This is a genomic window from Picosynechococcus sp. PCC 8807, from assembly GCF_001693295.1.
Classification (GTDB): Bacteria; Cyanobacteriota; Cyanobacteriia; order Cyanobacteriales; family MRBY01; genus MRBY01.
On sequence record NZ_CP016483.1, the window covers coordinates 2,073,078 to 2,095,607 of the forward strand.

Here is a 22,530-nt window from a genome sequence, read left to right on the forward strand (position 1 = left end):
GTATTCTCAAAAGAAAAATAGCTTTTGTGTGACATTCAAGCAACTTTGCCCCGACAATGGGAACAATTCTGACCAATAGCAAAATTCAGTATGTCTGAGCGGAAAATTACAGTATCTTTTTCAACGCTGCTGTTGATTGTCGGGGCAGTGCTATTGCTATTTTTACTCTGGCAATTACGTAGTCTGCTGGTTGTGCTCATGATTGCCGTCGTCATTGCAGCGACCCTTGCACCAGTGATTACCATCGCTGAATCTTTCCGGGTGCCCCGCTGGCTGGCAGTGATCGGTGTGTACCTCGGCTTGATCTCAATTCTCACGGGGGTAGTTTTACTCATTGGCCCCACGGTAGTTGATCAAATTCAAAAGTTGATCCGGAAGCTACCCCTGTATTTAGAAATTGTTGGGGTTTTGGTTCAATCCTGGGCCGTGCGCTTGGGCATGACAGAGCCACAAGTTTTAGAACAATTGAACCGTCTTTTTGATTTGCAAGCGTTGACAGCCTGGGCCTTCCGTTCTTCCCAAGAGCTGCTGATTCGTTCCTACGGCATTACGCGGGGGGTCATTGGGGGCATTTTAAGCTTGATTCTGGCGTTTATGCTCTCTGGTTATATGCTGTCTGGTTCTGACAAATTAATTAAAGGCTTTGTCAGTCTTTTTCCGGCTCCCTGGGATGAACAACTTCTGGAACAGGTGCAGCCCATGAGCGAGCGGATGGGAAGTTATATTCAAGGTCGGATCGTGGTTTCGGGGATTCTCGGCATTGTCATCACCATTGGCCTAAGGCTGCTGGGGATTTCAGAATTAGCCCTCGGTTTGGGGGTGATCGCGGCGGTGACAAATTTAATTCCGTTTTTTGGGCCTGTGCTAGGTGCTGTGCCGGCTTTAATTGTGGCGATCGCCCAGGGAGGATGGACATTTTTATCCGTCCTACTGCTTTTTACCTTGATCCAAAACCTCGAAACCTATGTATTAGATCCGTTATTAGTCGGTTCTTCGGTCAAAGTGAACCCGCTTTATCAGTTGTTGGCGGTTTTGGGAGGGGCCCAGGTGCTGGGAATTTTAGGCGCGGTGATTGTGCCACCCTGGGTTGCGGGAGCCGCTGTACTGCTCGATAATCTTTACCTCAAAACAAAACCATTACCCGTGTCCCTCACCTCAACGGCGACTCCGTCCCTGTCCGACAGCCATAAATCTGAGAAAAATCAAGTCTAGGCAGCAATTATTTTGGCGTTCTCTGACAAATTTGCTCTCCCTTGTTCTATTTTTAAAGTTTTGAAACGGAAAAATTGTTGAAATCTATGTAAATTAATGCTTTCAGCGATCCATATTGAGCAAAGAACGCTTAGAATAATGCAGGAAAACCTTGCAACAAGATAAGTTTGACCCGCAACAGTGCAAAATATCTCTTCTGGGATTCTTGTTTTGCCTGGTTTTTTTACCTATACTTCTCACAATATCTAAAATTCAGGAGATTTTTAATGAATAAAGGCGAATTAGTCGATTTAGTCGCTGAGAAAGCTGGTATCAGCAAAAAGCAGGCAGATTCTGTGATTAGTGCCACCGTAGAGGCAATCATGGAAACCGTTGCCAATGGTGACAAAGTAACCCTCGTCGGTTTTGGCTCCTTTGAACCCCGCCACCGCAAAGCGAGAGAAGGTCGCAATCCCAAGACCAACGAAAAAATGCAAATTCCAGCAACCACAGTGCCCGCATTTTCTGCTGGTAAACAGTTTAAGGAAATGGTTGCCCCTAAATAGAAGTTGGCTTTGGTCGGACAAACTAAAAATGTGTACGGAGGCTTAGATGGTCACAACGTTGACTCTCTGGGCTTTTTTATTTTTTGACTGATCGATATTACTGCGTTGTTAAGCCGCCAATAAACGCTTGAGGGTTGTGGCCACTTGTTCTTGTTCTGGGATGCTGAGGTCGGGGAACATAGGCAAAGACAGCACCTGGTGAGAACATTGCTCAGCAATGGGAAATGCTCCGGATTGGTAGCCAAAGGTTGCAAACACGGGCTGGAGATGTAGGGGTTTGGGATAGTACACCATCGCAATGATGCCCTCGGCTTGTAGCTGGCTACGGAGGGTATCGCGATCGCCGGCTTGAACGAGGATCGTGTATTGGTTCCAGACATGGGTTCCACCAGGGGTCGCTTGGGGGAGTTGAATGCCTTCGATCCCAGCCAGCAATTCATGGTAACGGTGGGCGATCGCCTGACGTTGTTGATTCCAAAGGTCGAGGTGACGCAATTTAACGGCGAGAATCGTGGCCTGCACTGCATCTAACCGACTATTTACCCCCAGCACTTCATGTTGGTAGCGGACTTTGGAGCCGTGTTCCCGGAGCATTTTGATCTGCCCATGGAGATCAGGATTGTTGGTCGTCACAGCACCACCATCGCCACAACCGCCTAAATTTTTCGTCGGAAAAAAGCTAAAACAGCCAGCATCTCCCCAGGCTCCCACCTGGCGATCTCCCCATTTTGCTCCCGTGGCCTGGGCACAATCTTCAACGATAAGCAGGCTATGTTTTTGGGCTATTTCCCCAAGACGGGTCATATCCACAGGTTGTCCAAATAAATGAACGGGGATCACGGCCTTGGTACGGGAAGTAATGGCCGCTTCTAGTTGATCGAGATCGAGGTTGAAGGTTGCGGCGGTAATATCAACAAAGACAGGGGTTGCGCCACACATGGCAATGGCTTCTGCGGTGGCGATAAAAGTAAAAGTAGAGGTGATCACTTCATCGCCAACGCCGATCCCAAGGGCTTTTAGGGCAAGATAAAGGGCATCGGTGCCGGAGTTGCAGCCGATGGCAGAGTCAACCTGGTGATAAGCGGCAAAATGTTTTTCAAATTCGCTTACTGCTGTCCCCCCGATATAGCGACCGGAACTGAGCACTTCCAAGACGGCGGCATTGGTTTCATCGGCAATGGTTGCATACTGGCGCCCTAGATCAACGGGAGGAATTTGGCTCATGGGTGACGGTGATTTTTTGGGTAGGAATTCGCATAAAAGCGTAAATATAAATGTTATAGGTTATGGGAGTGAAAAAAAAAAGCGCATGGGTGAATTTATTGCCTTAGATCCGGGAGATTTGGGCTGGGCGTTGGGACTAATTGCCTTGGCGATCGCCCTGGCCCGGTGGCAAAAGTTGGGGCTAGAGGGGCAGCTTTTACTCGCAACGGGACGGACAATTTTGCAATTGTTGGTGGTGGGCTATGCCCTGGAAATGGTCTTTGCCTTGGCGCACCCATTGGCGGTGTTAGGGATTGTTTTGGTGATGTTGACCATTGCGGCGATCGCCGCGAAAAATCGGATTAATGATCGGGTTAAATTGCCATTGATCTGGGGATCAATTTTTATCAGTTTCAGTGTGCCGTTGGCGTATACCCTACTGGTGATTGTGCAGCCAGAGACTTGGTATGACCCCCAGTATTTGATTCCGTTGACAGGGATGGTCTTGGGGAATGCGATGAATAGTGCTTCCCTGGCGGGAGAACGGCTCAGCAGTCGGATTAAAACCAGTCGTTTGGAAATCGAAACCCAGCTTTGTCTCGGTGCAACTCCCAAACAGGCGATCGCCAGCTACCGTACCGAAGCGATCCGCGCCAGCCTAATCCCGACGATCAATTCTATGATGGTAGTAGGTTTAGTGAGTTTGCCGGGGATGTTTACGGGGCAAGTCTTATCGGGCATTGATCCGCTTAATGCTGCCTCCTATCAAATTTTGATTCTCTTTTTGATTGTGACCATTAACCTCATCTGTACTTCCCTGGTGACTGAGGGCCTTTATCGGCAATTTTTTAACCCCACTGCCCAGCTCACCCTCTAAGTTTTGCTCCCTGCCAATCCTTGCTAGACTGAATTTCCATATTTGCCGCGATCCATCTCTCACGGAAAAACGACCATGTTTGCTGCTGCCGCTGCCCGCCCGACAACACCCGCCATTCCCCAAGACCTCTTTGGGGCGATCGCTGATCTCAAACAAGACCTCAACGCCATCATCCTCGCCCACTACTACCAAGAAAATGACATCCAAGACATTGCCGACTACATTGGTGATTCCTTAGGTTTAGCCCGCCAAGCCGCCGAAACCGATGCCGAAGTGATTGTTTTCGCTGGGGTGCATTTCATGGCAGAAACTGCCAAAATTCTCAATCCCAATAAACTTGTGCTTCTGCCCGATCTCGATGCCGGTTGTTCCCTCGCCGACAGTTGCCCCCCCGCCGAATTTGCTCAATTTAAAGCCAAGCACCCAGACCACATCGTCATTTCCTATATCAACTGCACCGCCGAGATCAAGGCGATGAGCGACATCATCTGCACCAGCTCCAACGCCGTCAAAATCGTCAACCAAATTCCCGCCGACCAACCGATCATTTTTGCCCCGGATAAAAACCTCGGCCGTTACGTGAGTGAACAAACCGGACGGGATCTCCTCCTCTGGCAGGGCAGTTGCATTGTCCACGAAACCTTTTCCGAAAAACGTATCATCGAACTCAAACTCGAACATCCCGACGCGGAGGTGCTCGCTCACCCTGAGTGTGAAACTCCTGTGTTAAACCATGCCGACTTTATCGGCTCCACGACCGCCCTCCTAAAGCGCTCCCAAGAGAGTGCCAGCCAGACTTTCATTGTCGCCACCGAACCGGGCATCATCCATCAAATGGAAAAGGCAAGCCCCGGTAAAACTTTTATTCCGGCCCCTTCTACCAGTAACTGTGCCTGCAATGAATGTCCCCATATGCGCCTCAACACCTTAGAAAAACTCTATTTGGCCATGAAACATAAAGCCCCGGAAATCACTCTTAGCCCCGACATTGCGACGGCTGCCTTGAAACCGATTCAGAAAATGCTAGAGATGAGTGCCTAGAACAAAGGCGTTAGTCGCGGCAAAATAAGCAGTAGCAAATTGACAAAAATCCTTTAGAGTAAACTACATTACCCATACGGGAAGTAAAACATTTGTAAATCTGTGTAAGTCAAGCAAAAAGATTGCCCATTCCCTTGCTATAAATTGGAATGATAGTAATGGGATGTACTTTCTTAGAGAATCGTGGTTTTTCCCCGATTTTTACGCAAAGATAGTGAAGTGATTGGCCCCCTTGTCCCGGAATTTTCCAAGAAACCTATGAGTATTGATCAAATTGTTGAACAAGCCCTAAAAGACGGCTATCTCACCCCAAGCATGGAAGCGGAAGTTGGACGCATTTGCGATATGTCCTCTGAGCTTTCCATTGAGGAATATATGGCGCTAGATCGCCTGATGGGGGCTTTGCTCACGGGGGAAGTGATTGCTGTCCCCCGGAAACAATTCATCAATGTCATGGAGGAGCTAGTTATTAGCCGCTCCATTGCCCGGGTCGCTGAGATCGAGGCGAGTAGCACCCAAAGTTTGGATGTAGGGGATATTGCGGCCTATGCCCTAAACCGTTTGCCACCGCTCTACGCAACGACGGAAGAGGGAGCGAACTATCAGCGTCAAAAGGCCCGTGAGGAATTGCAGGGTTTAATTAATGAACAGGTGGATGCTGCCCTGTCTCGTTATCTAGACCGACCGGACTTTTTCCCTGAGCGCCAGGCGATCGCCTCTCCGAACCAAGACAAGAGCATGTTAGCCCAGGTCAGTAAGCTCCTGGAAGGCTATGCACCGGGCTTTGAACAGGAAGAGAATGTGTTTTCCTAGGACTGGGGGCTGACACTTAGAGCTAGGAGCTGGAACTTTTTTCTGGGCCGTAGGGTCTTTACAAGAAGAAGTCCCGTTATGAGTTCTTTGTGAAGAGAGCATGAACCGATCCCTTTCTATCCCCATTCCTTCCCAGCAGGGAGTCGTTCCCAAAAGTGGTGTGTCTCCGGAAAAACTCTCTAACTATGATTTAATTCTCCGTTGCCAGGCGGGTAGTAAGCCTGAGCGGGCTGCTTTCGTGGAATTATTAAAACGTTACCAGTCCCATGTGGATCGGCTCCTCTACCACCTCGCTCCGGATTGGCAGGATCGGTCCGATTTATCCCAGGAAGTTTGGATTCGGGTCTATCGCAATCTTCAGCGTTTGAATGATCCCCAAAAATTTAAGGGTTGGCTGAGTCGAATTATTACAAACCTCTTCTATGACGAGCTACGCAAACGTAAACGGGTTCGTCGTCCCCTCTCGTTGGACAATCCGTTTCAGACCCAGGATGGAGAAGTGGCTTGGGACGTAGCCTCTGATGATCCCAGCCCCGATGATGATCTGGCAACCCAGGAATTTTACGAACATTTACGGGAGGCGATCGCCGAACTGCCGGAAGTCTTCCGCACAACAATCGTGCTGCGGGAAATTGAAGGGCTCGCCTACGAAGAAATTGCGGAAATCACCGGGGTTTCTCTCGGCACCGTCAAGTCAAGGATCGCCCGGGCCCGAGCCAAGTTACAGGAAATGCTCCAGCCCTATTTGGCGGACTAGATAATGAAAGCTTTTCTCAGCGGCAAACCGATGGCGATCGCCGAAGAGGGGGTGACCTAGAAATGAAAAAAAAACACACTTCTCACCAACACCACACCTATTCTGAAACTCCTATGGGCCACAATTTTGAGCAGTTCCAGCGCCTGAGCGCCTATTTTGACGGGGAGGCCACCCCAGCAGAACGCAAGGAAATTCAGCACCTCCTGGATACTGACCCCCAGGTCAAACAGCAATATCAACAGCTACGGCAACTCAAACAAGCGCTACAGTTGCTGCCCATTCCCACCAGCATTTCGGCCCAATATCTCGGTCAACGGGTATTGGCGCGGTTGCGTCGTTCCCAGTTACGCACCCTTTCCCTCTGGGGCAGCGGGGCGATCGCCGCTCTCTTTGTGGCTGGGGTTATGGGTCAGATGCCGCGCCTTAACTTTGATCGCTTTGCTAAAAATGACCCCGATCAGCAACCCACCGCTGCCCTAGTCGAAACCTCTCCCCAGGGAGAAGAAGCCCTTGTGGTCGCTCTAAATCGCCCGGTTTTACAAATTCCCAAACTGGCCACCACAGAGTCGCCCTAATGTTTCGGTTGATGTTAAGTTTTGCCCACATCGTCCATGGTGAGCTGTCTCGCCGTGGATTTTTGTTTGGGGGGAATTTCGATGTAAAAAAAGCATTATTTTTTTTCTTTTTTCCATCACAAAACCAGGATTCTGTCTTCTGATAGACAGACAACCCAAAAAATAAACATGACCATAAAAAGTTTTTACTTTAACCCCTTGGCAGGTTGTAACAAAAATTCATATAATCGGAGGCGAACGCAATAATAAGTATTTTTTCCTAGTCCTATGGATAGCTTGCAAATCCCGTGGCTCACTACGGCGATCGCCTTTCCGCTTTTGGCCGCCCTTGTCATTCCCCTCATCCCCGACAAAGAAGGTAAAACCATCCGCTGGTATACCCTAGGCGTTGCCCTCACCGATTTTGCCCTTTTAGTCACTGCTTTTTGGCAAAACTACGATCTCGGTCGCACAGAATTTCAACTCACTGAAAATTTTGTATGGATTCCCCAATTGGGGTTGAACTGGTCCCTAGGCGTTGACGGTTTGTCAATGCCTTTAATTATTTTGGCGACCCTGATCACCACCTTGGCGACCCTCGCGGCCTGGAACGTCACCAAGAAGCCGAAACTCTTTGCGGGCCTCATCCTCGTGATGCTGAGTGCGCAAATCGGTGTTTTTGCCGTCCAGGATTTGCTGCTGTTCTTTATTATGTGGGAATTAGAGCTAGTTCCTGTGTATCTGCTCATTTCCATTTGGGGCGGAAAAAAACGCCTCTATGCGGCCACTAAATTTATTCTCTACACGGCCCTGGGTTCTGTTTTCATCCTCGCGTCTACCTTAGCCCTTGCTTTCTATGGCGGTGACGTGACCTTTGATATGCAAGCCTTGGGATTAAAGGATTATCCGCTGGCGTTAGAATTACTGGCCTATGCTGGATTTCTCATTGGTTTTGGCGTTAAATTGCCTATTTTCCCGCTCCACACTTGGCTGCCGGATGCCCATAGTGAAGCCTCTGCGCCGGTCTCCATGATCCTTGCTGGTGTGCTCTTAAAAATGGGTGGCTATGGTTTGATTCGGTTAAACATGGAAATGTTGCCGGATGCCCATATTCGTTTTGCTCCCCTACTGATTGTTCTAGGGATTGTCAACATTGTCTATGGGGCGCTGACCGCCTTTGGACAGACCAACTTAAAGCGACGTTTGGCTTCGTCTTCTATCTCCCACATGGGTTTTGTCCTCGTTGGGATTGCTTCATTCACCGATTTGGGAATGAATGGTGCCGTGTTACAGATGTTGTCCCATGGTTTCATTGCGGCGGCCCTGTTCTTCCTGTCTGGGGTCACCTATGAACGCACCCATACTTTGATGATGGACGAAATGAGCGGTATTGCGCGGTTGATGCCCAAAACCTTTGCGATGTTTACGGCGGCGGCGATGGCGTCTTTGGCACTGCCAGGGATGAGTGGTTTCGTCAGTGAACTGACTGTCTTCCTCGGTTTAAGCAATAGTGATGCCTATAGCTATGGCTTTAAGGCGATCGCCATTTTCTTAACGGCGGTTGGGGTGATTTTAACGCCCATTTACTTGCTTTCAATGCTGCGGGAAGTATTCTACGGCAAAGGCTCCCAGGCTACACTCAGCCTTGCGGCGGGGGAAGATGCCAAACCGCGGGAAATCTTTGTGGCAGTTTGTTTGCTGGCCCCGATTATTGCCATCGGCCTTTATCCAAAACTGGCAACGACTACCTATGATCTCAAAACCGTTGAGGTCGCCTCGAAGGTACGGGCCGCTTTACCGTTGTATGCAGAGCAACTTCCCCAAAATGGCGATCGCCAAGCGCAAATGGGTTTAAGCTCGCAAATGCCGGCCCTGATTGCTCCTCGTTTTTAGCAATCATTGGATGCTTTCCATTGATAAGCTCCTTGGGTTAGCACCATAAATTTAGGAAAATAATCTGAAATGGATGGGCTCTAAGTAGCCCATTTTTTTGTCCGAATAAATGCTGCTCAGACTACATATTCTCTAGAGCCATTTAATCTGCCAAAATTTCTGGTCTGCCGTGCGCTGTTCCTTTTCTGTGAGCCAAGCGGGCATCGGACGATAGGTGCCAAAAAGCCGATCCCACCAATCAACACCGATCCCAAAATTATGGTGCCACTGATTGTATTTATGGTGAACGTAATGGACGGGCATCGGTAGCCAAAAACATTTAATCGGGTTGTCATGTTGCAATTGGTGGGCGAAGGCAGCAAAGGCCGCGTAGAAAAAACAGCCCAGAAACCAACTGATTCCTAGGGTCAGAGAATGGAGAAAAAAAGGCAACATCACAACATTAATCCCGAAAACATAGTTGCGAAACTCCCAAAGAAAACCCTGGCCAGTACCGCCAACATGATGTTGGGCATGGCCTTGGCCCAGTTTAGGAAAAATGCGCTTCAGGGGATGCTTGGGGGAAGCATGGAAAATTCGGTGAATCCAATATTCCAGAAAACTACCGAAGATAAAGGCCAGGCTGAAGATGAGTAAAGGCAACAAAATTTCCATAGGTCACACTTGCAGTTCACGCAAAACTTCAATAGAGTAAACAGGCTATGTTGGCTACAACCCTTGCGGTTCGCCATGATTGGGCCAGGGAACATTTGTGAACTTTTGTATTATAGTTGTCCCGGCAAACCTTTGGGTCTCAACAGTGAAGGCCGTAATTTTTTTTCCGTCACGAATCAATGGCTAAATTTTTTTGGGCAGACCGCATTCTCCGCAAAATCTTAAAAAATTTCAGTTGGTTGCTCTGTGGTCAAATCCTGACGGCGATCATCAACTTCTGTTATCTCAGTCTCACGGCCCATGCCCTTGGGGTTGAGACTTTTGGGAGGTTAATTTTACTCCGGGCCTACATTGAGCTTTTGATTGGCTTGACGACTTTTCAGTCATGGCAAGCGTTAATTCGTTATGGCGCTGATTATGTAAAAAACAAGGATTCTAAGGGTTTATGCGAGTTATTTAAATTAACCACTGGCCTGGATCTTCTGGGTTCTTTGGGGGGGTATCTAGTTGCTGTTGCGGCGGCGCCGTGGGTCGGGCCAATCGTGGGATGGGAGCCGCAGACGATTCATGCTGTGCAGCAGGCCAGTATTCTAATGCTTTGTACCCTTGGCTCAACCCCTATTGGTTTACTGCGACTCGATGATCGCTTTGATCTACTCGCGGCCCAACAATTGGTGCCACCGCTTACGCGTCTTGTGGGCACTCTCATTGCCCTCTGGCTCGATGCTCCTTTGATGGGCTATCTTCTGGCTTGGTTGTGTGGGGAGGCACTTAATGGTCTTTCGCTGTTGGCTTTGGGTTTGTGGCAAGCCCATAAAAAGCAAATTTTGCGTCGTTTGGATTGGTCTTTGCCGGATTTTTTGTTTGGCGATCGCCGTGTTCTAAAATTTTGCTTTGTTTCTAATCTGAATTCTTCTTTACCGCTGGCGATCACCCTGAGTCCGTTGATTGTCGGCGCGGTGGCGACCCCCAGTGCTGTGGCGTTATTTCGGGCTGGCTATGAATTTTCGACCCCGTTTCGAGAACTCGCTTTAATTTTTACCCAGTCGGTTTATCCTGAATTGGCCCATTTGAGTGCCCAAGGACGCTGGCGCAAATTTCAAAAGCTGCTGTGGAAACTAGGACGGGTGCTCCAGGGGATTGGTTTTATTTTGCTGATTGCCATTTTGTTGGGGGGCAAAGGGTTACTCTACTACGCGATGGGAGAAGAGTTTACGGCGGCCTATGGCACCTTAGTTTTGTTGATTATCGGCGGTATTTTGATGATGGGGAACTATCTGCTTGAACCAGCCCTGTTTGCGATGGAAATGCCCCATATCTCACTGCGAAATAATGCCACCGCCATTCTTCTTTTCTATCTGCCGTTACTGGTGGTTTTGGCTTACTATTACGGAGCTTTGGGGGCGGGCATGGCGACTCTCATTGCCAATGGTGTTGGGTTTTCACTGAATTTATTCTGTACGTGGCGGGAAGTGCAACGACGTTCGACACCAACGCCGGAATATTTAACCCGTTGATCGGATTTGGGTTTCTAAATAACGAACCCATTGTTCACTGGGATCAAGTTGCACCTCTCGATTTTGGTTTTGCTTTTGGATATTGTTTTGCAGCCGTTGGCGATCGCCTTTAGAGTCGATCAACTGAGCTAGCTGCTGGATAAAATCTTTTCCGTCTTCAGGTTGAAACAAACAACCATTGACCCCAGGCTCAATCAGATTCCGCGCCCAGTCACAGTCCGGGGCTAAAACGGGCGTCCCCACATAGAGGGATTCTTGCACTGTGCGGCCAAAGGTTTCTTTAAGGGAAGCAGTCACATGAAGATCCACATTCGCTAAGAGGGCTGGCACCTGCTCGTGGGGCACCTCGCCCAGAATCACTGTCGGTAAGGTTTGGGCAAATTTACTTTCGGCGATCGCCTCTGCCAATTCTCCCCGGCCTGCTACTAGCAGCGTAAAGTTTTCAGTAATGTTTGCTCGACCAAGTTCTGGTAAATGCTTCAGAATAAAAGCCCAATTTTTATCGGGAGACAGTCGCCCCAAAAAAAGAATTTTGACCTGCTGATCTAGGTCTGGTAAGCCATAATGCTGCTGAAAAAAATTAGTCTGTTTTAGGGCTTGGGGATTCGCAATTTTCGGCGGGCCAATCACGGGCATATAAACCACATTTTCTAGTTGCCATTGCTTTAGGCGCTGTTCAATAAAATGACTGCCCACCAGGGTGACAGAACATTTGCCATAGAGCCGACGGGTTAGGGCTAAAGCGGCCCATTTCGCTGGCCCAATTAACCAAGCCGGGGCATAGTCCTGGAGATAATCGACAAAATTCGTCCGGTAACAGCCGATATAGGGAATATTTCGCGCTTGGGCATAATCCAACCCCGGTAAGGCGAAAAGCGTCGTCCAAAGCCGTTCTGGTTCTTCGACTTGAATCAAATCTGGCTGGAATTGTGCTAATTCTGTTTCGATGCGCCTTAAACTACTCCGCTTGGGATTGCGTTCCTGGGGAATCCCCAACCAGGCCACACTGGGCAATGGCACAATTGCGATATTTGCAAACAAATCGCCCACATAATCAGCCCAACGGGGATAAATAGCGGCGACTTCCTGGTAACTGGAAACAAAACAGAGCACCTGATGTCCCTGGGCAGATAGGAATTTTAAACGTTCAAATAGCGTGATGCTCACCCCATCGTGGGAAGGCAAAAAGGTACTCGAAATAATCGCAATTTTCATCGCCACCCTTTAGAGGCTATTGGCCAGGGCCGTGACATCACTATCGGCGATCGCCAACTGCCATTCCCCCAAACCGTTGAGGGTACCCGCCAGATATTGCTGACGACAGGCTTGCCGTTGAATCTTACCGCTGGAGGTCTTGGGGATATTGCCCGTTCGCAAGAGGACAATACCGTAAACTTCCACCGTATGTTCCTCGTACACAGCCTGGCGAACTGCCCCAACAATTTCCTCTAGATCAAATTTACGGACATAGCTCCGTTCCAATTCTTGAACCACCACCAGTCGTTCTTCATCGGCGGCCTCAACGGAAAAAGCCGCACCCGCACAGGGACGCAGAGCCGGGTGACATTGCTCCACAGTCAGTTCAATGTCCTGGGGATAACGGTAGCGGCCCCAAAGAATCATTACGTCCTTCGTACGTCCGGTAATAAAGAGTTCACCATCTTTTAAAAAGCCGAGATCCCCTGTGCGGAGATAGGGGCCTTGGTTATCCACATAGGCTTGGAAGGTTTCTTTTGTGATTTCTGGCTGCTCCCAGTAGCCTTTACCAATGCCTTTGCCTGCGGCCCAAATTTCGCCCACTTGGCCTTCGGGAAGCTTGGTTTTGGTTTCCGGGTCAACGATAATTACTTCATCGTCAAGCCATGTCCAGCCACAACTAACAATACCCCGACTGCCATCGGTACTGATGATCGCTTGATTTTGTTCGAGGGCTTCGGGGGCCATATATTGCACCACTGGCGCTTTTTCCTTGGAGCCACCACTGATGAACAGAGTCGCTTCGGCCATGCCATAGCAAGGATAAAAGGCTTCGCGACGAAACCCACAGGGGGCGAAGGTCTGGGTGAATTTTTCTAGGGTACTAGCCCGGACAGTTTCAGCGCCACTATAGGCCACATCCCAAGAGTTGAGATCGAGGGTTTTGAGTTGTTCTGGGGTGACTTGGCGAGCAACCAGATCATAGGCAAAGTTCGGGCCACCACTGGTGGTGATGCGGTGCTGGGAGATGATCTCTAGCCACCGGACGGGCTTTTGTACTAGCTCGATGGGAGACATCAGAAAGGCCTCAAAGTTGCCATAAAAAGGCTGGAGGACGCCGCCAATCAAGCCCATATCGTGAAACATGGGGAGCCAACTGGCCATCCGGGTTTCGGGACTGTGGCTAAAGGATTTGTAAATCACGGCGGAGTTATGGAGCACATTACCATGGGTGACCATCACGCCTTTGGGTTTCCCTGTGGAGCCGGAGGTGTATTGCAAAAAGGCGAGGGTGTCGTCGGTAATCTTGGGGGCTTGCCAGTCTGCTGCGAGATCTGCGGGAATTTCATCCATCGCAATTACTTTGACTTGGCTAAATTTGCGCACAAGACCAGCGGCCTGGCGGGGGGCTTTAGTGAGTTTCTTTTGGAAATAGTCAATGAGGGCGCGGGTTGTGAGGATTCCCTTGGCCTGACAATCTTCTACCCTTTCCATAAGCTTTTCGAGGGCGTCATCACTGCGACTGGGGTTAATGGTGACGGCGATCGCCCCGGCGTAGAGACAAGCGTAAAAACTAGCGACGAATTCGAGGCCCGCCGAGTAGGGGAACACTAACAAAATGCGATCGCCTGGTTCGATAAAGGTTTGCAAATGGGCGGCGATCGCCTTTACCTGGTGCTCTAGTTGGGCATAGGTCAGGGTTGTGAGGTTATCTTCGCCTGAAATAAAGTGATAGGCGGTGCGGTCGGGGGTGCTGTCAGCGCGGTGACGAAGCAGATCAACAATGGTTTTCGCAGAATGGGTCATGGTGGGCGATCCCATGGGGTCAGGGTAAAGGAAAGGGATAAAGATTTAGTGTTGGCGGGCGCGGGCCACCAGTCGATCAAAATACCATTGCAGGACGGGGGCCAGCAGGCTATGGAGGCGATAAAGTAGTTGCATTTCCAAGCCAGGGGTAATAACGAATTTTTGTCGCTGAATACCCCGGAGAATGGTGGCGGCAACCCGTTCTGCTGTCCACATTTGGGCGGTCTCTGTAATTAACTTGGTTTCCGGCGGTTTTGTCAAATTTTCGGCGGCCAGTTGGGGGGTATCGGTATCGGGCGGATAGGCGATCGCCACCTGAATTCCGTGTTGCTTGAGTTCTCCCCGGAGAGATTCCGCCAGACCCCGCAGGGCAAATTTACTCGGACTGTAGGGGGTATAGCCAAACAAACCCACTAGACCCGCTCCAGAGGAAATCATTACAATTTGGCCCTGGTTTTGGGTCTGCATTGCTGGGAGAGCAGCGCGAATCGCATACAACGTGCCGAAATAATTTACCGTCATGGTTTGTTCAAAAATTTCGAGGGGCAGTTCCTGAAAATAACCAGGGTGGGCCATTCCTGCTGAGGTAATTAATAAATCCGGCGCTCCAAATTTTTCTATGGCTGTGGCGATCGCCTGTTCAATTTCCAACCGTTGGGCCACATCCGCCGTGAGGGTTAAACATTGCTGCTGGACATCGGCAAAAGCTTCTTGAATCTGAGTTTGAGCTGCCTGGAGTTTATCAGGATTGCGGGCAATGATTGAAAGATTGACATTCCCCTGTTGAGCTAACTGACAGGCGATCGCCAAACCAATCCCACTCGATCCCCCCGTAATAATTGCGTGTCGCATCTATTCAGCCTCGATTTCAGCCAGAAATTGCTGACCGACTTCCGCAAAAATTGCGAGGGCTTTGTCTAAATGTTCCTGGGTGTGGGTCGCCATCACACTGGTGCGGAGGGCGGCTTTATTACGAGGCACCGCCGGATATACCGCCGCATTCACATAAACTCCCGCCTCTAGCAGCGCCTTACAGAACTGCATACATTTAAAATCATCGCCAATATGTACCGTAATAATCGGCGTTTGGGCGGTACCCACAGTAAAGCCAAGGGACTGTAACCCCCGTTGCCAATATTGGGCATTTTCATGGAGCTTTTGTACCCGCCAGGGCTCGGCAATCAAAATATCCAAGGCCGTGGCAGCCGCAGCCAGGGAGGTGGGGGGGATGGAAGCCGAAAATAACATTGACCGCCCGTTAAAACGAATCCAATCAATCACCTTTGCTTCGGCGGCGACCCAACCGCCAATGGAAGCCAAACTCTTGGAAAAAGTCCCACAAAGAATATCACTGCTGCCAATCATCCCGAAATGCTCCTCCGTCCCCCGGCCCGTTTTTCCCAAAACACCCAGAGCATGGGCATCATCTACTGCGAGGGTAGCCCCATGGCGATCGCATAATTGCCGAATTTCTGGTAGGGGCGCAATATCCCCCGTCATTGAATACAGACCATCAATCGTGACCATTGTTGCCGAGTCCGTTGTCACCTGGATCAATTTTTGTTCTAAATCTTGCAGGTCATTGTGCTGGTATTGAACTACCCGGCAGCGACTCATAAACGCCCCATCGTAAATGCAAGCATGGGCCTCACTGTCGAGGATCATCGTTGTATTTTCGTTCATCAAGGCGGAAATAAAGCCTAAATTCGCCTGATATCCCGTGGTAAAGACTAAAGCATCCTCATGACCGACGAAGGCGGCAAGTTTTCGCTCAAATTCCCGGTGTTGGCGGGTCGAACCATTGAGTAGTCGTGATCCCGTTAAACTCGGCCCTTCTTCTAGAGCGGCCTTGGCAGTGGCTTCTCGTACTCGGACATCGGCAGTCAGCCCCAGATAATTATTGGAGCCCAACATAATTAGTTGTCGCCCTTCAAAAATACAGGTGGCCCCTTCATTGCGTTCAAGGGCCCGGAAATAGGGCAGTAGATCATTGGCTCGCAATTGATCCGGCAGGTTAAACTCCCTGGCTTTATCAAGGACATTACGGCTTGGTTTATAAGCGAGGCGCAACCGTTGGTCGAGATCAATGCCCTCTGCTTCTAGCTGAGTCGCTTGGGGGAGATGTCCGTTTTGGTGATGTTGGGATTCTTGGGGGAGATTAGCTAGAGTCAGGATATCCTGGGCGAGTTGGGCAACGGTAAGATCCTCAAAAAATTTTTCAAGGGGCACTATTAAATCGAATTTTTGCTCGATGTAATGCTTGATTTCAATAACTTGCACGGAATCTAGGCCCAAAGCGGCGATGGGCTGATCGTCTTGGATAGTATCAAGGGGCAGCGAGAGGGCTTGGGCCAATTGTTCGCGGAGGGGTTTAATTAAGTCAGTGGTCGGCTGGGAGGGTGGTTGTTTCTGGGGAGGATTAAAACTTTGGGCGGAAGCATGATCTACTTCACCCAGGACGCTGCGGCCCACAACCATCAACTCATCGGCCAGAAACGCCTGACGGCAACGGTGTCGTTGGATTTTACCGCTGGACGTTTTTGGGATGCTACCGGTTTTAATCAGGATGATGCCATAGGTTTGTAGTTCATGGTTTGCGGCGATCGCCTGACGGATTTTTTGGGCGATCGCCTCGACATCCAGATTTCGGAGAAAAGTTCGTTTTACCTCTTGCACCAGCATTAGGCGTTCTGTACCGTCAATTTCTACCGTGAAGGCTGCCCCGCAATTTTCCCGGAGAGCTGGGTGGGACTGTTGGGCCGTAAGCTCGATGTCGTGGGGATAGTGATTTTTTCCCCGGACGATAATTAAATCCTTGAGGCGACCGGTAATGAACAGTTCTCCTGCGGCGATAAAACCAAGATCACCAGTGCGCAGGAAAGATTTTTGATGGTGATTGAGAGTTGCCGTAAAGGTTTCTTGGGTGGCAATGGGGGCATTCCAATAACCCTGGGCGACACTGTCCCCCCGCACCCACACTTCCCCAGTCATCCCTTCAGGACAAGGGGTAAAAGATTCCGGATCGACGATCGCCACCTGGGTGTCATGGTAGGGTTGGCCACAACTAACAAATAAATTGTCTGACTCTTCGGACGAACTGGTGGTGATCGGGGCTTGTTGCTTATCACCCCCCGTAATGAATAGGGTCGCCTCCGCCATGCCATAGCAGGGGTAAAAGGCCTCTGGCCGGAAACCACAGGGGGCAAATTTTTGATTGAATTTTTCGAGGGTCGCCGCCCGCACTGGTTCTGCACCGCTGTAAGCAAGATTCCAACTGCTTAAATCCAGATCGGCTAGATCACTGTCCGTCAGGCGATCAACACATAGATCATAGGCAAAATTTGGCCCACCGCTGGTCGTAGCCCGATACTTGGCGATCGCCTGGAGCCAGCGACGAGGATTAGTCAAAAACGCCACCGGAGGCATCAAAATACTGGGAAAGCCCACGTAAAGCGGCTGGAGTACATGGCCAATGAGACCCATATCATGGAAAAGGGGCAGCCAACCGACCCCGATACTCTTTTCACTATGGCCAAAAGCGGTTTGAATCAGTCGCTGGTTGTGGAGGATGTTCCGGTGGGAAACCATCACGCCCTTGGGTGTCCCCGTGGAGCCAGAAGTGTATTGCAGAAATGCTAGATCATCCCCCTGAATCTCCTGGGGCTTGAAGCCTTGGGGAGCTTGTTCTAAAGTATCCGTCGCCAAAAAGGTTAGATCCTGAAACGGCTCTGCTTGGGCAAATCTTTGTTGAATATCTCCTAACAAGGCCTCGGTGGTTAGGGCAAGTTTGGCCTGGGCATTATCGGCGATCGCCAACAGGCGCGATAACTTTTGGTTGCGCTTCGGCGGATAGACAGGCACCGCAATCACCCCGGCATAAAGACACCCCAAAAATGCTGTGATAAACGCCAATCCAGACGGATACAGCAACAATGCCCGTTCCCCACGCCAGGGGGTCAGATGGGAGGCGATCGCCTTTGCCTGAGTTGCTAATTCTTGGTAAGTAAGGTGACCAGATTCAGTTTCTCCATTTTCTAAAAAAACATAGGCTTGGGCATTGGGTTGGCTGCGTGCCCGCTCATTGAGGATATCGAGCAACGATGCTTGTGCCTGGATAGAATGCTGGAGAAACGTCATAAAGCAGTAAATCAAAAGCTAAGGGGACGCAACAGTTTGTGGAGCCTGACCTTAAGGAATAATAAAGGAGTTTTCTAATTTTGTTATGCAGAAATATAGCCTAATGTTGTCAATCCCGGTATTTCTGCCCCAGTATTTAGAGCATTGAGAATGAGAATTACCAGTCCCATTTTCACAACCTCAGGTCAATGGGCACAGCTCCTCCGGTTGAATCAGTATCGGCCAGACAGCGGCTCAATCACCGGGAAAGACCATAGGCGATCGGCGATCGCCCCCTAGGTGCCGTAAAATCATAGCGCTAATGGGCTAGAAAAACGAGACAGGGCATTTCCCGACCCGAACTCGCCATCATCCAGCCGGGAAACGGCTAGGGGTTATTTCTTGTGTATGGACGTAACTGGATTCGAACCAGTGACCCCATCGATGTCAACGATGTACTCTAACCAACTGAGCTATACGTCCGGGTTGCAAACAGTATATAAATGTAGCACTAGCATTTAAGAATATGCAAGCATCTCGGCAAAGAAAAACAGAAGGATTGCTTTATCAGGGATGTTTGATTAAAATGGCATCGATTATTCAGGCTATCGAGTCCCCTTACGATCTTTGAGTCAATCTTTAGATATTCCGACCCTTGACACCCTGGCACAGGAGCTAGCTGCCATTCAACAAACTGGCTCTAAGCGCATTGCTCTTCTCGGTTCTCGGCATGTCCCGATTACCCACCAGCACCTGATCGAAATGATGAGCTATGCCCTAGCCCTAGGGGGAAATCGAATTATCACCTCCGGCGCAACGGGGACAAACTCAGCGGCGATTAAGGGTGTAATGCGGGCTGATTCGAGCCTTTTAACTGTAATTCTGCCCCAGAGCCTCGAAAAACAACCCCGTGAATCCCGTGTGGAACTCGAAAAGGTCGTGCATCTGGTAGAGCATCCTGAGAATGATGAACTTTCTCTGGGAGAAGCCAGCAGCCTGTGTAACAGTGAAATTATCTCCCGCTGCCAACAGCTTATTTGTTTTGCGTTCCATGACAGCGATACGCTCCTGCAAACCTGCCAAGAAGCAGAAGAACAGCGAAAACTTGTCACCCTCTTCTATTTCGATTAATTTTTTTGTGCTACCCATTTGCCCAGTTGTTTAGGATTAATCCATGAATCTGTCTGTTTCTGCTGTCCTTATTTATTCGTTGATCGGCGCGGTATTTCTGGTTTATCTGCCCTATGGGGTGGTGGGCTATGCGCGGGTTAAACTGGCTGGTCAAATGAGCGATCGCCTGGAGATGTTTCGGCGGCCCAGGGCAACGGTAGATCTATTGCCAGATTATGCGCAGCGGGCCAATTGGGCGCACCAGAATGCTTTTGAAGCGTTGGCGGTTTATGGCGTTGCTTGTTTGTCTGCGTTGGTAACGGGGGTGGATTCTCCCTGGGCAAAGATTGCGGCGATCGCCTTTTTGGTGGCGAGAACCCTCTACCCGCTGTTTTACATCCTCAACATTCCAGTATTGCGTTCGATGATGTTTGCCGTGGGGAATATCGCCAACATTACGCTTTTTACCTTGAGTGCGATCGCCGTCCAGAGCCTCTAGGAAAATCCCCAGGGCCTCGCACAACGTTTATGGGCAAATGTGAACCTTGAAATTTTCATCTGTTGAATTCAGCTAAGTATCTTTATGGCTTCTACAAATTCCTTTGATGTGGTGAGTGATTTTGATCGTCAGGAAGTGGTCAATACCATTGATCAAGCTCTCCGGGACATCAACACGCGCTATGACCTCAAGGATACCAAGACTACCATTGAGCTGGGAGAAAACACCATCATAATTAATACTGCCAGCGATTTTACCCTCGATGCAGTGCAAACTATCCTGGTCACCAAGGCTGTTAAACGGAACCTGTCACCGAAACTTTTTGATTATGGTGAGGCAGAATCCGCCAGCGGTGGCCGCGTGCGCCAAGTGATCACCCTGCGCCAGGGCATTTCTAAGGATGATGCGAAGAAAATCACCAAGATGGTCAAAACAGATTTTAAAAAGGTGCAGGCTTCGATCCAAGGAGATGCTGTCCGCATTTCGAGCAAGTCAAAGGATGACCTCCAGGCAGTAATGCAGGCGGTGCGGGATTTAGATTTCCCGATGCCGATTCAGTTTACGAACTATCGCTAATAACCCAAGCCCGTAACGCTGAGAAATTCGAGGTTGTAATAGGATAAAACGTAGGCGATCGCCAACAATAGACCGCTGGCAAAGTGAAACTTGACCGCAAAAAATTTGCAGTTACTCACCTTGTCGGGCTGGTCATGGTTCAGGCGGACATGGTTGATCAGACTCAGGGCAAAGGGGGCACTGGCAAATGTGAGGAGCATCCAGGGTGACCAAGTGCCGACAGCCACCAATAGGCAGGTCAAAACTAAAACGGCTCCCAAACTGTAGGTCAATACCTGCGCCCCTTGGTAGGTGCCGAGGCGGACAATGGGCGATTTTTTTCCGGCGGCTAGGTCATCTTCGGCCTGGTGAAAATGGGAGCAAAACAAAATAATACTCGTCGTCAAAGCAACCCAAGCCGAGGCCCAAACCGCATTGAGCGTGAGGGTTTGGGCTTGGCTATAAAAGACTCCCTGACCCGTAATCCAATAGGCGAGAAAACAGACGAACTCGCCAATACCGAGATAACCCAACCGAAACGGTGGCCCCTGGTAGGTGTAGGCGATCGCCGTTGCCAGGAGCAACAAATTAAACACCGTCCAATCCTGCTGCAGATAGCTGATTAAGGCAATTCCGGTGATTCCCAGACCCAAAAAACCGAGGGCAATGCCAAAAACCAATGGGCGATCGCCCGTTAGATTGACCACCGAAGTCGCCTTATTGACATCAATGCCCGTGTCCGCGTCGAACACATCATTACTGAGATTCATCCAAGCAATTAAGCAAATTGCCGCCCCCAGGAAAAGCCCAAACCGCACCGGGTTAAACACCCCAAATTCCCCATAGGCCGCTGCCGTTGTCACGATCACAGGGGTCACTGCCACCGTATAAATGGGGGGTTTAATTGCCGCAAGCCAAAGACGACGGGTAGCTTTCGGACTAGAGGTGGGTGGGTTTTCCGTGAGCATTAGTGATTAAATGAGCCAATTCTTCAGAAAAGTGTACCTTAACCTTTCCGCAAGGGGGGAGGAGCGAAGCAATGCCCCAATACACTTTAGCTGTGAAAATCTGCTTGCAAATGTTGGGCATAAAAATTTTAAAAAAGACCCTAAAGAACCCCTTTAGAACTAGGGATCGTTGCCGCCCGACGGGGGTCAATTTCTAGGGCCATGCGCATCGCCCGGGCAAAGGCTTTAAAGGTCGCTTCAATGATGTGGTGGGAATTAATACCGTCTAGTTGGCGCATGTGGATCGTCATTTGGGCATGGTTAACGATCGCCACAAAAAATTCTCGCACCAGTTGCGTATCGTAGGTGCCGACCCGTTCCGTGGGGATTTCTAAACCATAGCTGAGGTGGGGCCGACCAGAAAAATCTAAGGCGATTTGTACTAAGGCCTCATCGAGGGGCGCGACAAAATGACCAAACCGCTGAATCCCTTTGCGCTCACCAATGGCTTTGGCGATCGCCATCCCCAGGGTAATGCCCACATCCTCGTTGGTGTGGTGGTCGTCAATCTCATAGTCCCCTTGGGCCTGGATGTGCAGATCCAATAGACCATGGGAACAAAGCTGATGCAGCATGTGATCGAGGAATGGCACCCCAGTATTCACCTCACACTTGCCAGTTCCATCCAGATTGACCGTTACTTTCACATTGGTTTCACCCGTCACCCGGGCAACGGTGGCAATCCGGGGGGACTCAGAAGAAGCAGGCATCATTAGAATATAACTAGGTTCAAATTCGCTAAGCTATTCTAGCTTAAGGTTGAAACCATTTAGGGAAACCCATACTGAAGACGAGACAGACTAAACCATGGACAACAACAACTTCCTGCAACAAATGCTGATGATTGGGATTGGGACCACCTCGATCGTCGCCGAAAAAGTCAAAGAAGCCAGTGACCAGTGGGTAAAAGAAGGGACGATCAACCCAGAGCAGGCCAAAACAATGCTCGATGACATGATGAACCAACTCAAACTCGAACAGGGCAATGCAGAGGCTTATTTCGAGCGGCAGGTGCGGAATATTTTGCGGGATCTTGGGGTGCCTCGTCAGTCAGAAATGGATGAACTGCGCGGTCGCATTGATCGTTTAGAGCGGCAGGTGCGCGAACTGGAAAATAAGCAGTGGCGATAGGCCCGGTAAGATAGGAAAGCAATGCACACTGTTTGTAAATCTG

22 protein-coding genes and 1 tRNA gene are annotated in these 22,530 nt (G+C 49.8%); 14 read left to right on the top strand and 9 right to left on the bottom strand.

Features of this window, described 5'->3' with window-relative positions; translation table 11 throughout:
- The first annotated feature begins 90 nt into the window (after window positions 1-90).
- Together AWQ24_RS10085 and AWQ24_RS10090 are read left to right on the top strand one after the other, a co-directional pair.
- Window positions 91-1,212, top strand: coding sequence for an AI-2E family transporter (locus AWQ24_RS10085; RefSeq protein ID WP_065710989.1), 1,122 nt, complete (start codon window positions 91-93; stop codon window positions 1,210-1,212).
- Window positions 1,213-1,478: 266 nt separating this feature from the next.
- Window positions 1,479-1,757 (top strand): HU family DNA-binding protein, encoded by a 279-nt coding sequence (locus AWQ24_RS10090; protein WP_012307575.1) that lies wholly within the window; start codon window positions 1,479-1,481, stop codon window positions 1,755-1,757.
- A 108-nt stretch (window positions 1,758-1,865) separates the two neighbouring features.
- Here the strand turns inward: AWQ24_RS10090 and AWQ24_RS10095 are convergent, their stop codons facing one another.
- Window positions 1,866-2,981 (bottom strand): DegT/DnrJ/EryC1/StrS aminotransferase family protein, encoded by a 1,116-nt coding sequence (locus AWQ24_RS10095; protein WP_065716738.1) that lies wholly within the window; start codon window positions 2,979-2,981, stop codon window positions 1,866-1,868.
- 85 nt (window positions 2,982-3,066) lie between these two features.
- Here AWQ24_RS10095 and AWQ24_RS10100 point away from each other — a divergent pair, with 85 nt between their 5' ends.
- The 6 genes from AWQ24_RS10100 to AWQ24_RS10125 all read left to right on the top strand — a co-directional run bounded on the left by AWQ24_RS10100 (window position 3,067) and on the right by AWQ24_RS10125 (window position 8,895).
- Window positions 3,067-3,837 (top strand): ABC transporter permease, encoded by a 771-nt coding sequence (locus tag AWQ24_RS10100; protein ID WP_065716739.1) that lies wholly within the window; start codon window positions 3,067-3,069, stop codon window positions 3,835-3,837.
- Between the two features lie 75 nt (window positions 3,838-3,912).
- Window positions 3,913-4,878 (top strand): quinolinate synthase NadA, encoded by a 966-nt coding sequence (gene nadA, locus AWQ24_RS10105; protein WP_065716740.1) that lies wholly within the window; start codon window positions 3,913-3,915, stop codon window positions 4,876-4,878.
- A gap of 258 nt (window positions 4,879-5,136) precedes the next feature.
- Window positions 5,137-5,691, top strand: a complete 555-nt coding sequence (locus AWQ24_RS10110) for a late competence development ComFB family protein (RefSeq protein WP_030006461.1) — start codon at window positions 5,137-5,139, stop codon at window positions 5,689-5,691.
- A gap of 100 nt (window positions 5,692-5,791) precedes the next feature.
- On the top strand, window positions 5,792-6,448 hold the full coding sequence (locus AWQ24_RS10115) for a sigma-70 family RNA polymerase sigma factor (protein WP_012307580.1): 657 nt from the start codon (window positions 5,792-5,794) through the stop codon (window positions 6,446-6,448).
- A gap of 113 nt (window positions 6,449-6,561) precedes the next feature.
- Window positions 6,562-7,023 carry an anti-sigma factor gene (locus AWQ24_RS10120; protein ID WP_157096855.1) on the top strand — a complete coding sequence of 154 codons (462 nt, stop codon included), beginning with the start codon at window positions 6,562-6,564 and terminating at the stop codon, window positions 7,021-7,023.
- Window positions 7,024-7,290: 267 nt separating this feature from the next.
- The gene (locus tag AWQ24_RS10125) at window positions 7,291-8,895 is read left to right on the top strand and encodes an NAD(P)H-quinone oxidoreductase subunit 4 (RefSeq protein ID WP_065716742.1); all 1,605 of its coding nucleotides are present in this window, start codon (window positions 7,291-7,293) and stop codon (window positions 8,893-8,895) included.
- Window positions 8,896-9,027: 132 nt separating this feature from the next.
- Here the strand turns inward: AWQ24_RS10125 and AWQ24_RS10130 are convergent, their stop codons facing one another.
- The gene (locus AWQ24_RS10130; protein WP_062434941.1) at window positions 9,028-9,549 is read right to left on the bottom strand and encodes a sterol desaturase family protein; all 522 of its coding nucleotides are present in this window, start codon (window positions 9,547-9,549) and stop codon (window positions 9,028-9,030) included.
- A gap of 179 nt (window positions 9,550-9,728) precedes the next feature.
- On the opposite strand from AWQ24_RS10130, the gene AWQ24_RS10135 reads away from it, so the two are divergent.
- A complete protein-coding gene (locus AWQ24_RS10135; RefSeq protein ID WP_012307585.1) occupies window positions 9,729-11,066 on the top strand; it encodes a lipopolysaccharide biosynthesis protein in 1,338 nt (445 codons plus the stop codon).
- Here the strand turns inward: AWQ24_RS10135 and AWQ24_RS10140 are convergent.
- From AWQ24_RS10140 to AWQ24_RS10155, 4 genes are read right to left on the bottom strand one after another with little or no spacing between them, the layout of a single operon-like run.
- Entirely contained in the window at window positions 11,055-12,281 is a 1,227-nt protein-coding gene (locus AWQ24_RS10140) for a glycosyltransferase (RefSeq protein ID WP_012307586.1), read from the bottom strand. The genes AWQ24_RS10135 and AWQ24_RS10140 overlap by 12 nt on opposite strands.
- A 9-nt stretch (window positions 12,282-12,290) precedes the next feature.
- On the bottom strand, window positions 12,291-14,069 hold the full coding sequence (locus AWQ24_RS10145; RefSeq protein ID WP_012307587.1) for a fatty acyl-AMP ligase: 1,779 nt from the start codon (window positions 14,067-14,069) through the stop codon (window positions 12,291-12,293).
- Window positions 14,070-14,114: 45 nt separating this feature from the next.
- Window positions 14,115-14,921 carry an SDR family oxidoreductase gene (locus tag AWQ24_RS10150; RefSeq protein WP_065716743.1) on the bottom strand — a complete coding sequence of 269 codons (807 nt, stop codon included), beginning with the start codon at window positions 14,919-14,921 and terminating at the stop codon, window positions 14,115-14,117.
- A complete protein-coding gene (locus AWQ24_RS10155) occupies window positions 14,922-18,206 on the bottom strand; it encodes an aminotransferase class I/II-fold pyridoxal phosphate-dependent enzyme (protein WP_065716744.1) in 3,285 nt (1,094 codons plus the stop codon). It lies immediately after the preceding gene.
- Between the two features lie 150 nt (window positions 18,207-18,356).
- On the opposite strand from AWQ24_RS10155, the gene AWQ24_RS16670 reads away from it, so the two are divergent.
- Entirely contained in the window at window positions 18,357-18,485 is a 129-nt protein-coding gene (locus AWQ24_RS16670) for a hypothetical protein (RefSeq protein WP_255355990.1), read from the top strand.
- 109 nt (window positions 18,486-18,594) lie between these two features.
- Here the strand turns inward: AWQ24_RS16670 and AWQ24_RS10160 are convergent.
- A tRNA-Val gene (locus tag AWQ24_RS10160) sits at window positions 18,595-18,668 on the bottom strand.
- Between the two features lie 144 nt (window positions 18,669-18,812).
- Here AWQ24_RS10160 and AWQ24_RS10165 point away from each other — a divergent pair.
- The 3 genes from AWQ24_RS10165 (at window position 18,813) to AWQ24_RS10175 (ending at window position 20,370) form a co-directional block, all read left to right on the top strand.
- On the top strand, window positions 18,813-19,316 hold the full coding sequence (locus AWQ24_RS10165) for a hypothetical protein (protein ID WP_012307590.1): 504 nt from the start codon (window positions 18,813-18,815) through the stop codon (window positions 19,314-19,316).
- A gap of 43 nt (window positions 19,317-19,359) precedes the next feature.
- On the top strand, window positions 19,360-19,794 hold the full coding sequence (locus AWQ24_RS10170) for an MAPEG family protein (protein WP_065716745.1): 435 nt from the start codon (window positions 19,360-19,362) through the stop codon (window positions 19,792-19,794).
- An 84-nt stretch (window positions 19,795-19,878) separates the two neighbouring features.
- The gene (locus tag AWQ24_RS10175) at window positions 19,879-20,370 is read left to right on the top strand and encodes a YajQ family cyclic di-GMP-binding protein (RefSeq protein WP_065716746.1); all 492 of its coding nucleotides are present in this window, start codon (window positions 19,879-19,881) and stop codon (window positions 20,368-20,370) included.
- Here the strand turns inward: AWQ24_RS10175 and menA are convergent.
- Entirely contained in the window at window positions 20,367-21,317 is a 951-nt protein-coding gene (gene menA / locus AWQ24_RS10180; protein WP_065716747.1) for a 2-carboxy-1,4-naphthoquinone phytyltransferase, read from the bottom strand. The two genes, AWQ24_RS10175 and menA, sit on opposite strands and share 4 nt — an antisense overlap.
- A 140-nt stretch (window positions 21,318-21,457) precedes the next feature.
- On the bottom strand, window positions 21,458-22,069 hold the full coding sequence (gene hisB, locus AWQ24_RS10185) for an imidazoleglycerol-phosphate dehydratase HisB (RefSeq protein WP_065716748.1): 612 nt from the start codon (window positions 22,067-22,069) through the stop codon (window positions 21,458-21,460).
- Window positions 22,070-22,163: 94 nt separating this feature from the next.
- Between hisB and AWQ24_RS10190 the strand changes: the two genes are divergently transcribed.
- Window positions 22,164-22,487, top strand: coding sequence for a phasin family protein (locus AWQ24_RS10190; RefSeq protein ID WP_012307595.1), 324 nt, complete (start codon window positions 22,164-22,166; stop codon window positions 22,485-22,487).
- Window positions 22,488-22,530 lie beyond the last annotated feature (43 nt).

Coding starts and splice junctions, on each gene's coding strand:
- AWQ24_RS10155 (WP_065716744.1), bottom strand. CDS start 18,206: ATGACGTTTCTCCAGCATTCTATCCAGGCACAAGCATCGTTGCTCGAT.
- AWQ24_RS10115 (WP_012307580.1), top strand. CDS start 5,792: ATGAACCGATCCCTTTCTATCCCCATTCCTTCCCAGCAGGGAGTCGTT.
- nadA (WP_065716740.1), top strand. CDS start 3,913: ATGTTTGCTGCTGCCGCTGCCCGCCCGACAACACCCGCCATTCCCCAA.
- AWQ24_RS10125 (WP_065716742.1), top strand. CDS start 7,291: ATGGATAGCTTGCAAATCCCGTGGCTCACTACGGCGATCGCCTTTCCG.
- AWQ24_RS10120 (WP_157096855.1), top strand. CDS start 6,562: ATGGGCCACAATTTTGAGCAGTTCCAGCGCCTGAGCGCCTATTTTGAC.
- menA (WP_065716747.1), bottom strand. CDS start 21,317: ATGCTCACGGAAAACCCACCCACCTCTAGTCCGAAAGCTACCCGTCGT.
- AWQ24_RS16670 (WP_255355990.1), top strand. CDS start 18,357: ATGAGAATTACCAGTCCCATTTTCACAACCTCAGGTCAATGGGCACAG.
- AWQ24_RS10175 (WP_065716746.1), top strand. CDS start 19,879: ATGGCTTCTACAAATTCCTTTGATGTGGTGAGTGATTTTGATCGTCAG.
- AWQ24_RS10170 (WP_065716745.1), top strand. CDS start 19,360: ATGAATCTGTCTGTTTCTGCTGTCCTTATTTATTCGTTGATCGGCGCG.
- hisB (WP_065716748.1), bottom strand. CDS start 22,069: ATGATGCCTGCTTCTTCTGAGTCCCCCCGGATTGCCACCGTTGCCCGG.
- AWQ24_RS10095 (WP_065716738.1), bottom strand. CDS start 2,981: ATGAGCCAAATTCCTCCCGTTGATCTAGGGCGCCAGTATGCAACCATT.
- AWQ24_RS10100 (WP_065716739.1), top strand. CDS start 3,067: ATGGGTGAATTTATTGCCTTAGATCCGGGAGATTTGGGCTGGGCGTTG.
- AWQ24_RS10190 (WP_012307595.1), top strand. CDS start 22,164: ATGGACAACAACAACTTCCTGCAACAAATGCTGATGATTGGGATTGGG.
- AWQ24_RS10130 (WP_062434941.1), bottom strand. CDS start 9,549: ATGGAAATTTTGTTGCCTTTACTCATCTTCAGCCTGGCCTTTATCTTC.
- AWQ24_RS10090 (WP_012307575.1), top strand. CDS start 1,479: ATGAATAAAGGCGAATTAGTCGATTTAGTCGCTGAGAAAGCTGGTATC.
- AWQ24_RS10140 (WP_012307586.1), bottom strand. CDS start 12,281: ATGAAAATTGCGATTATTTCGAGTACCTTTTTGCCTTCCCACGATGGG.
- AWQ24_RS10145 (WP_012307587.1), bottom strand. CDS start 14,069: ATGACCCATTCTGCGAAAACCATTGTTGATCTGCTTCGTCACCGCGCT.
- AWQ24_RS10150 (WP_065716743.1), bottom strand. CDS start 14,921: ATGCGACACGCAATTATTACGGGGGGATCGAGTGGGATTGGTTTGGCG.
- AWQ24_RS10085 (WP_065710989.1), top strand. CDS start 91: ATGTCTGAGCGGAAAATTACAGTATCTTTTTCAACGCTGCTGTTGATT.
- AWQ24_RS10135 (WP_012307585.1), top strand. CDS start 9,729: ATGGCTAAATTTTTTTGGGCAGACCGCATTCTCCGCAAAATCTTAAAA.
- AWQ24_RS10110 (WP_030006461.1), top strand. CDS start 5,137: ATGAGTATTGATCAAATTGTTGAACAAGCCCTAAAAGACGGCTATCTC.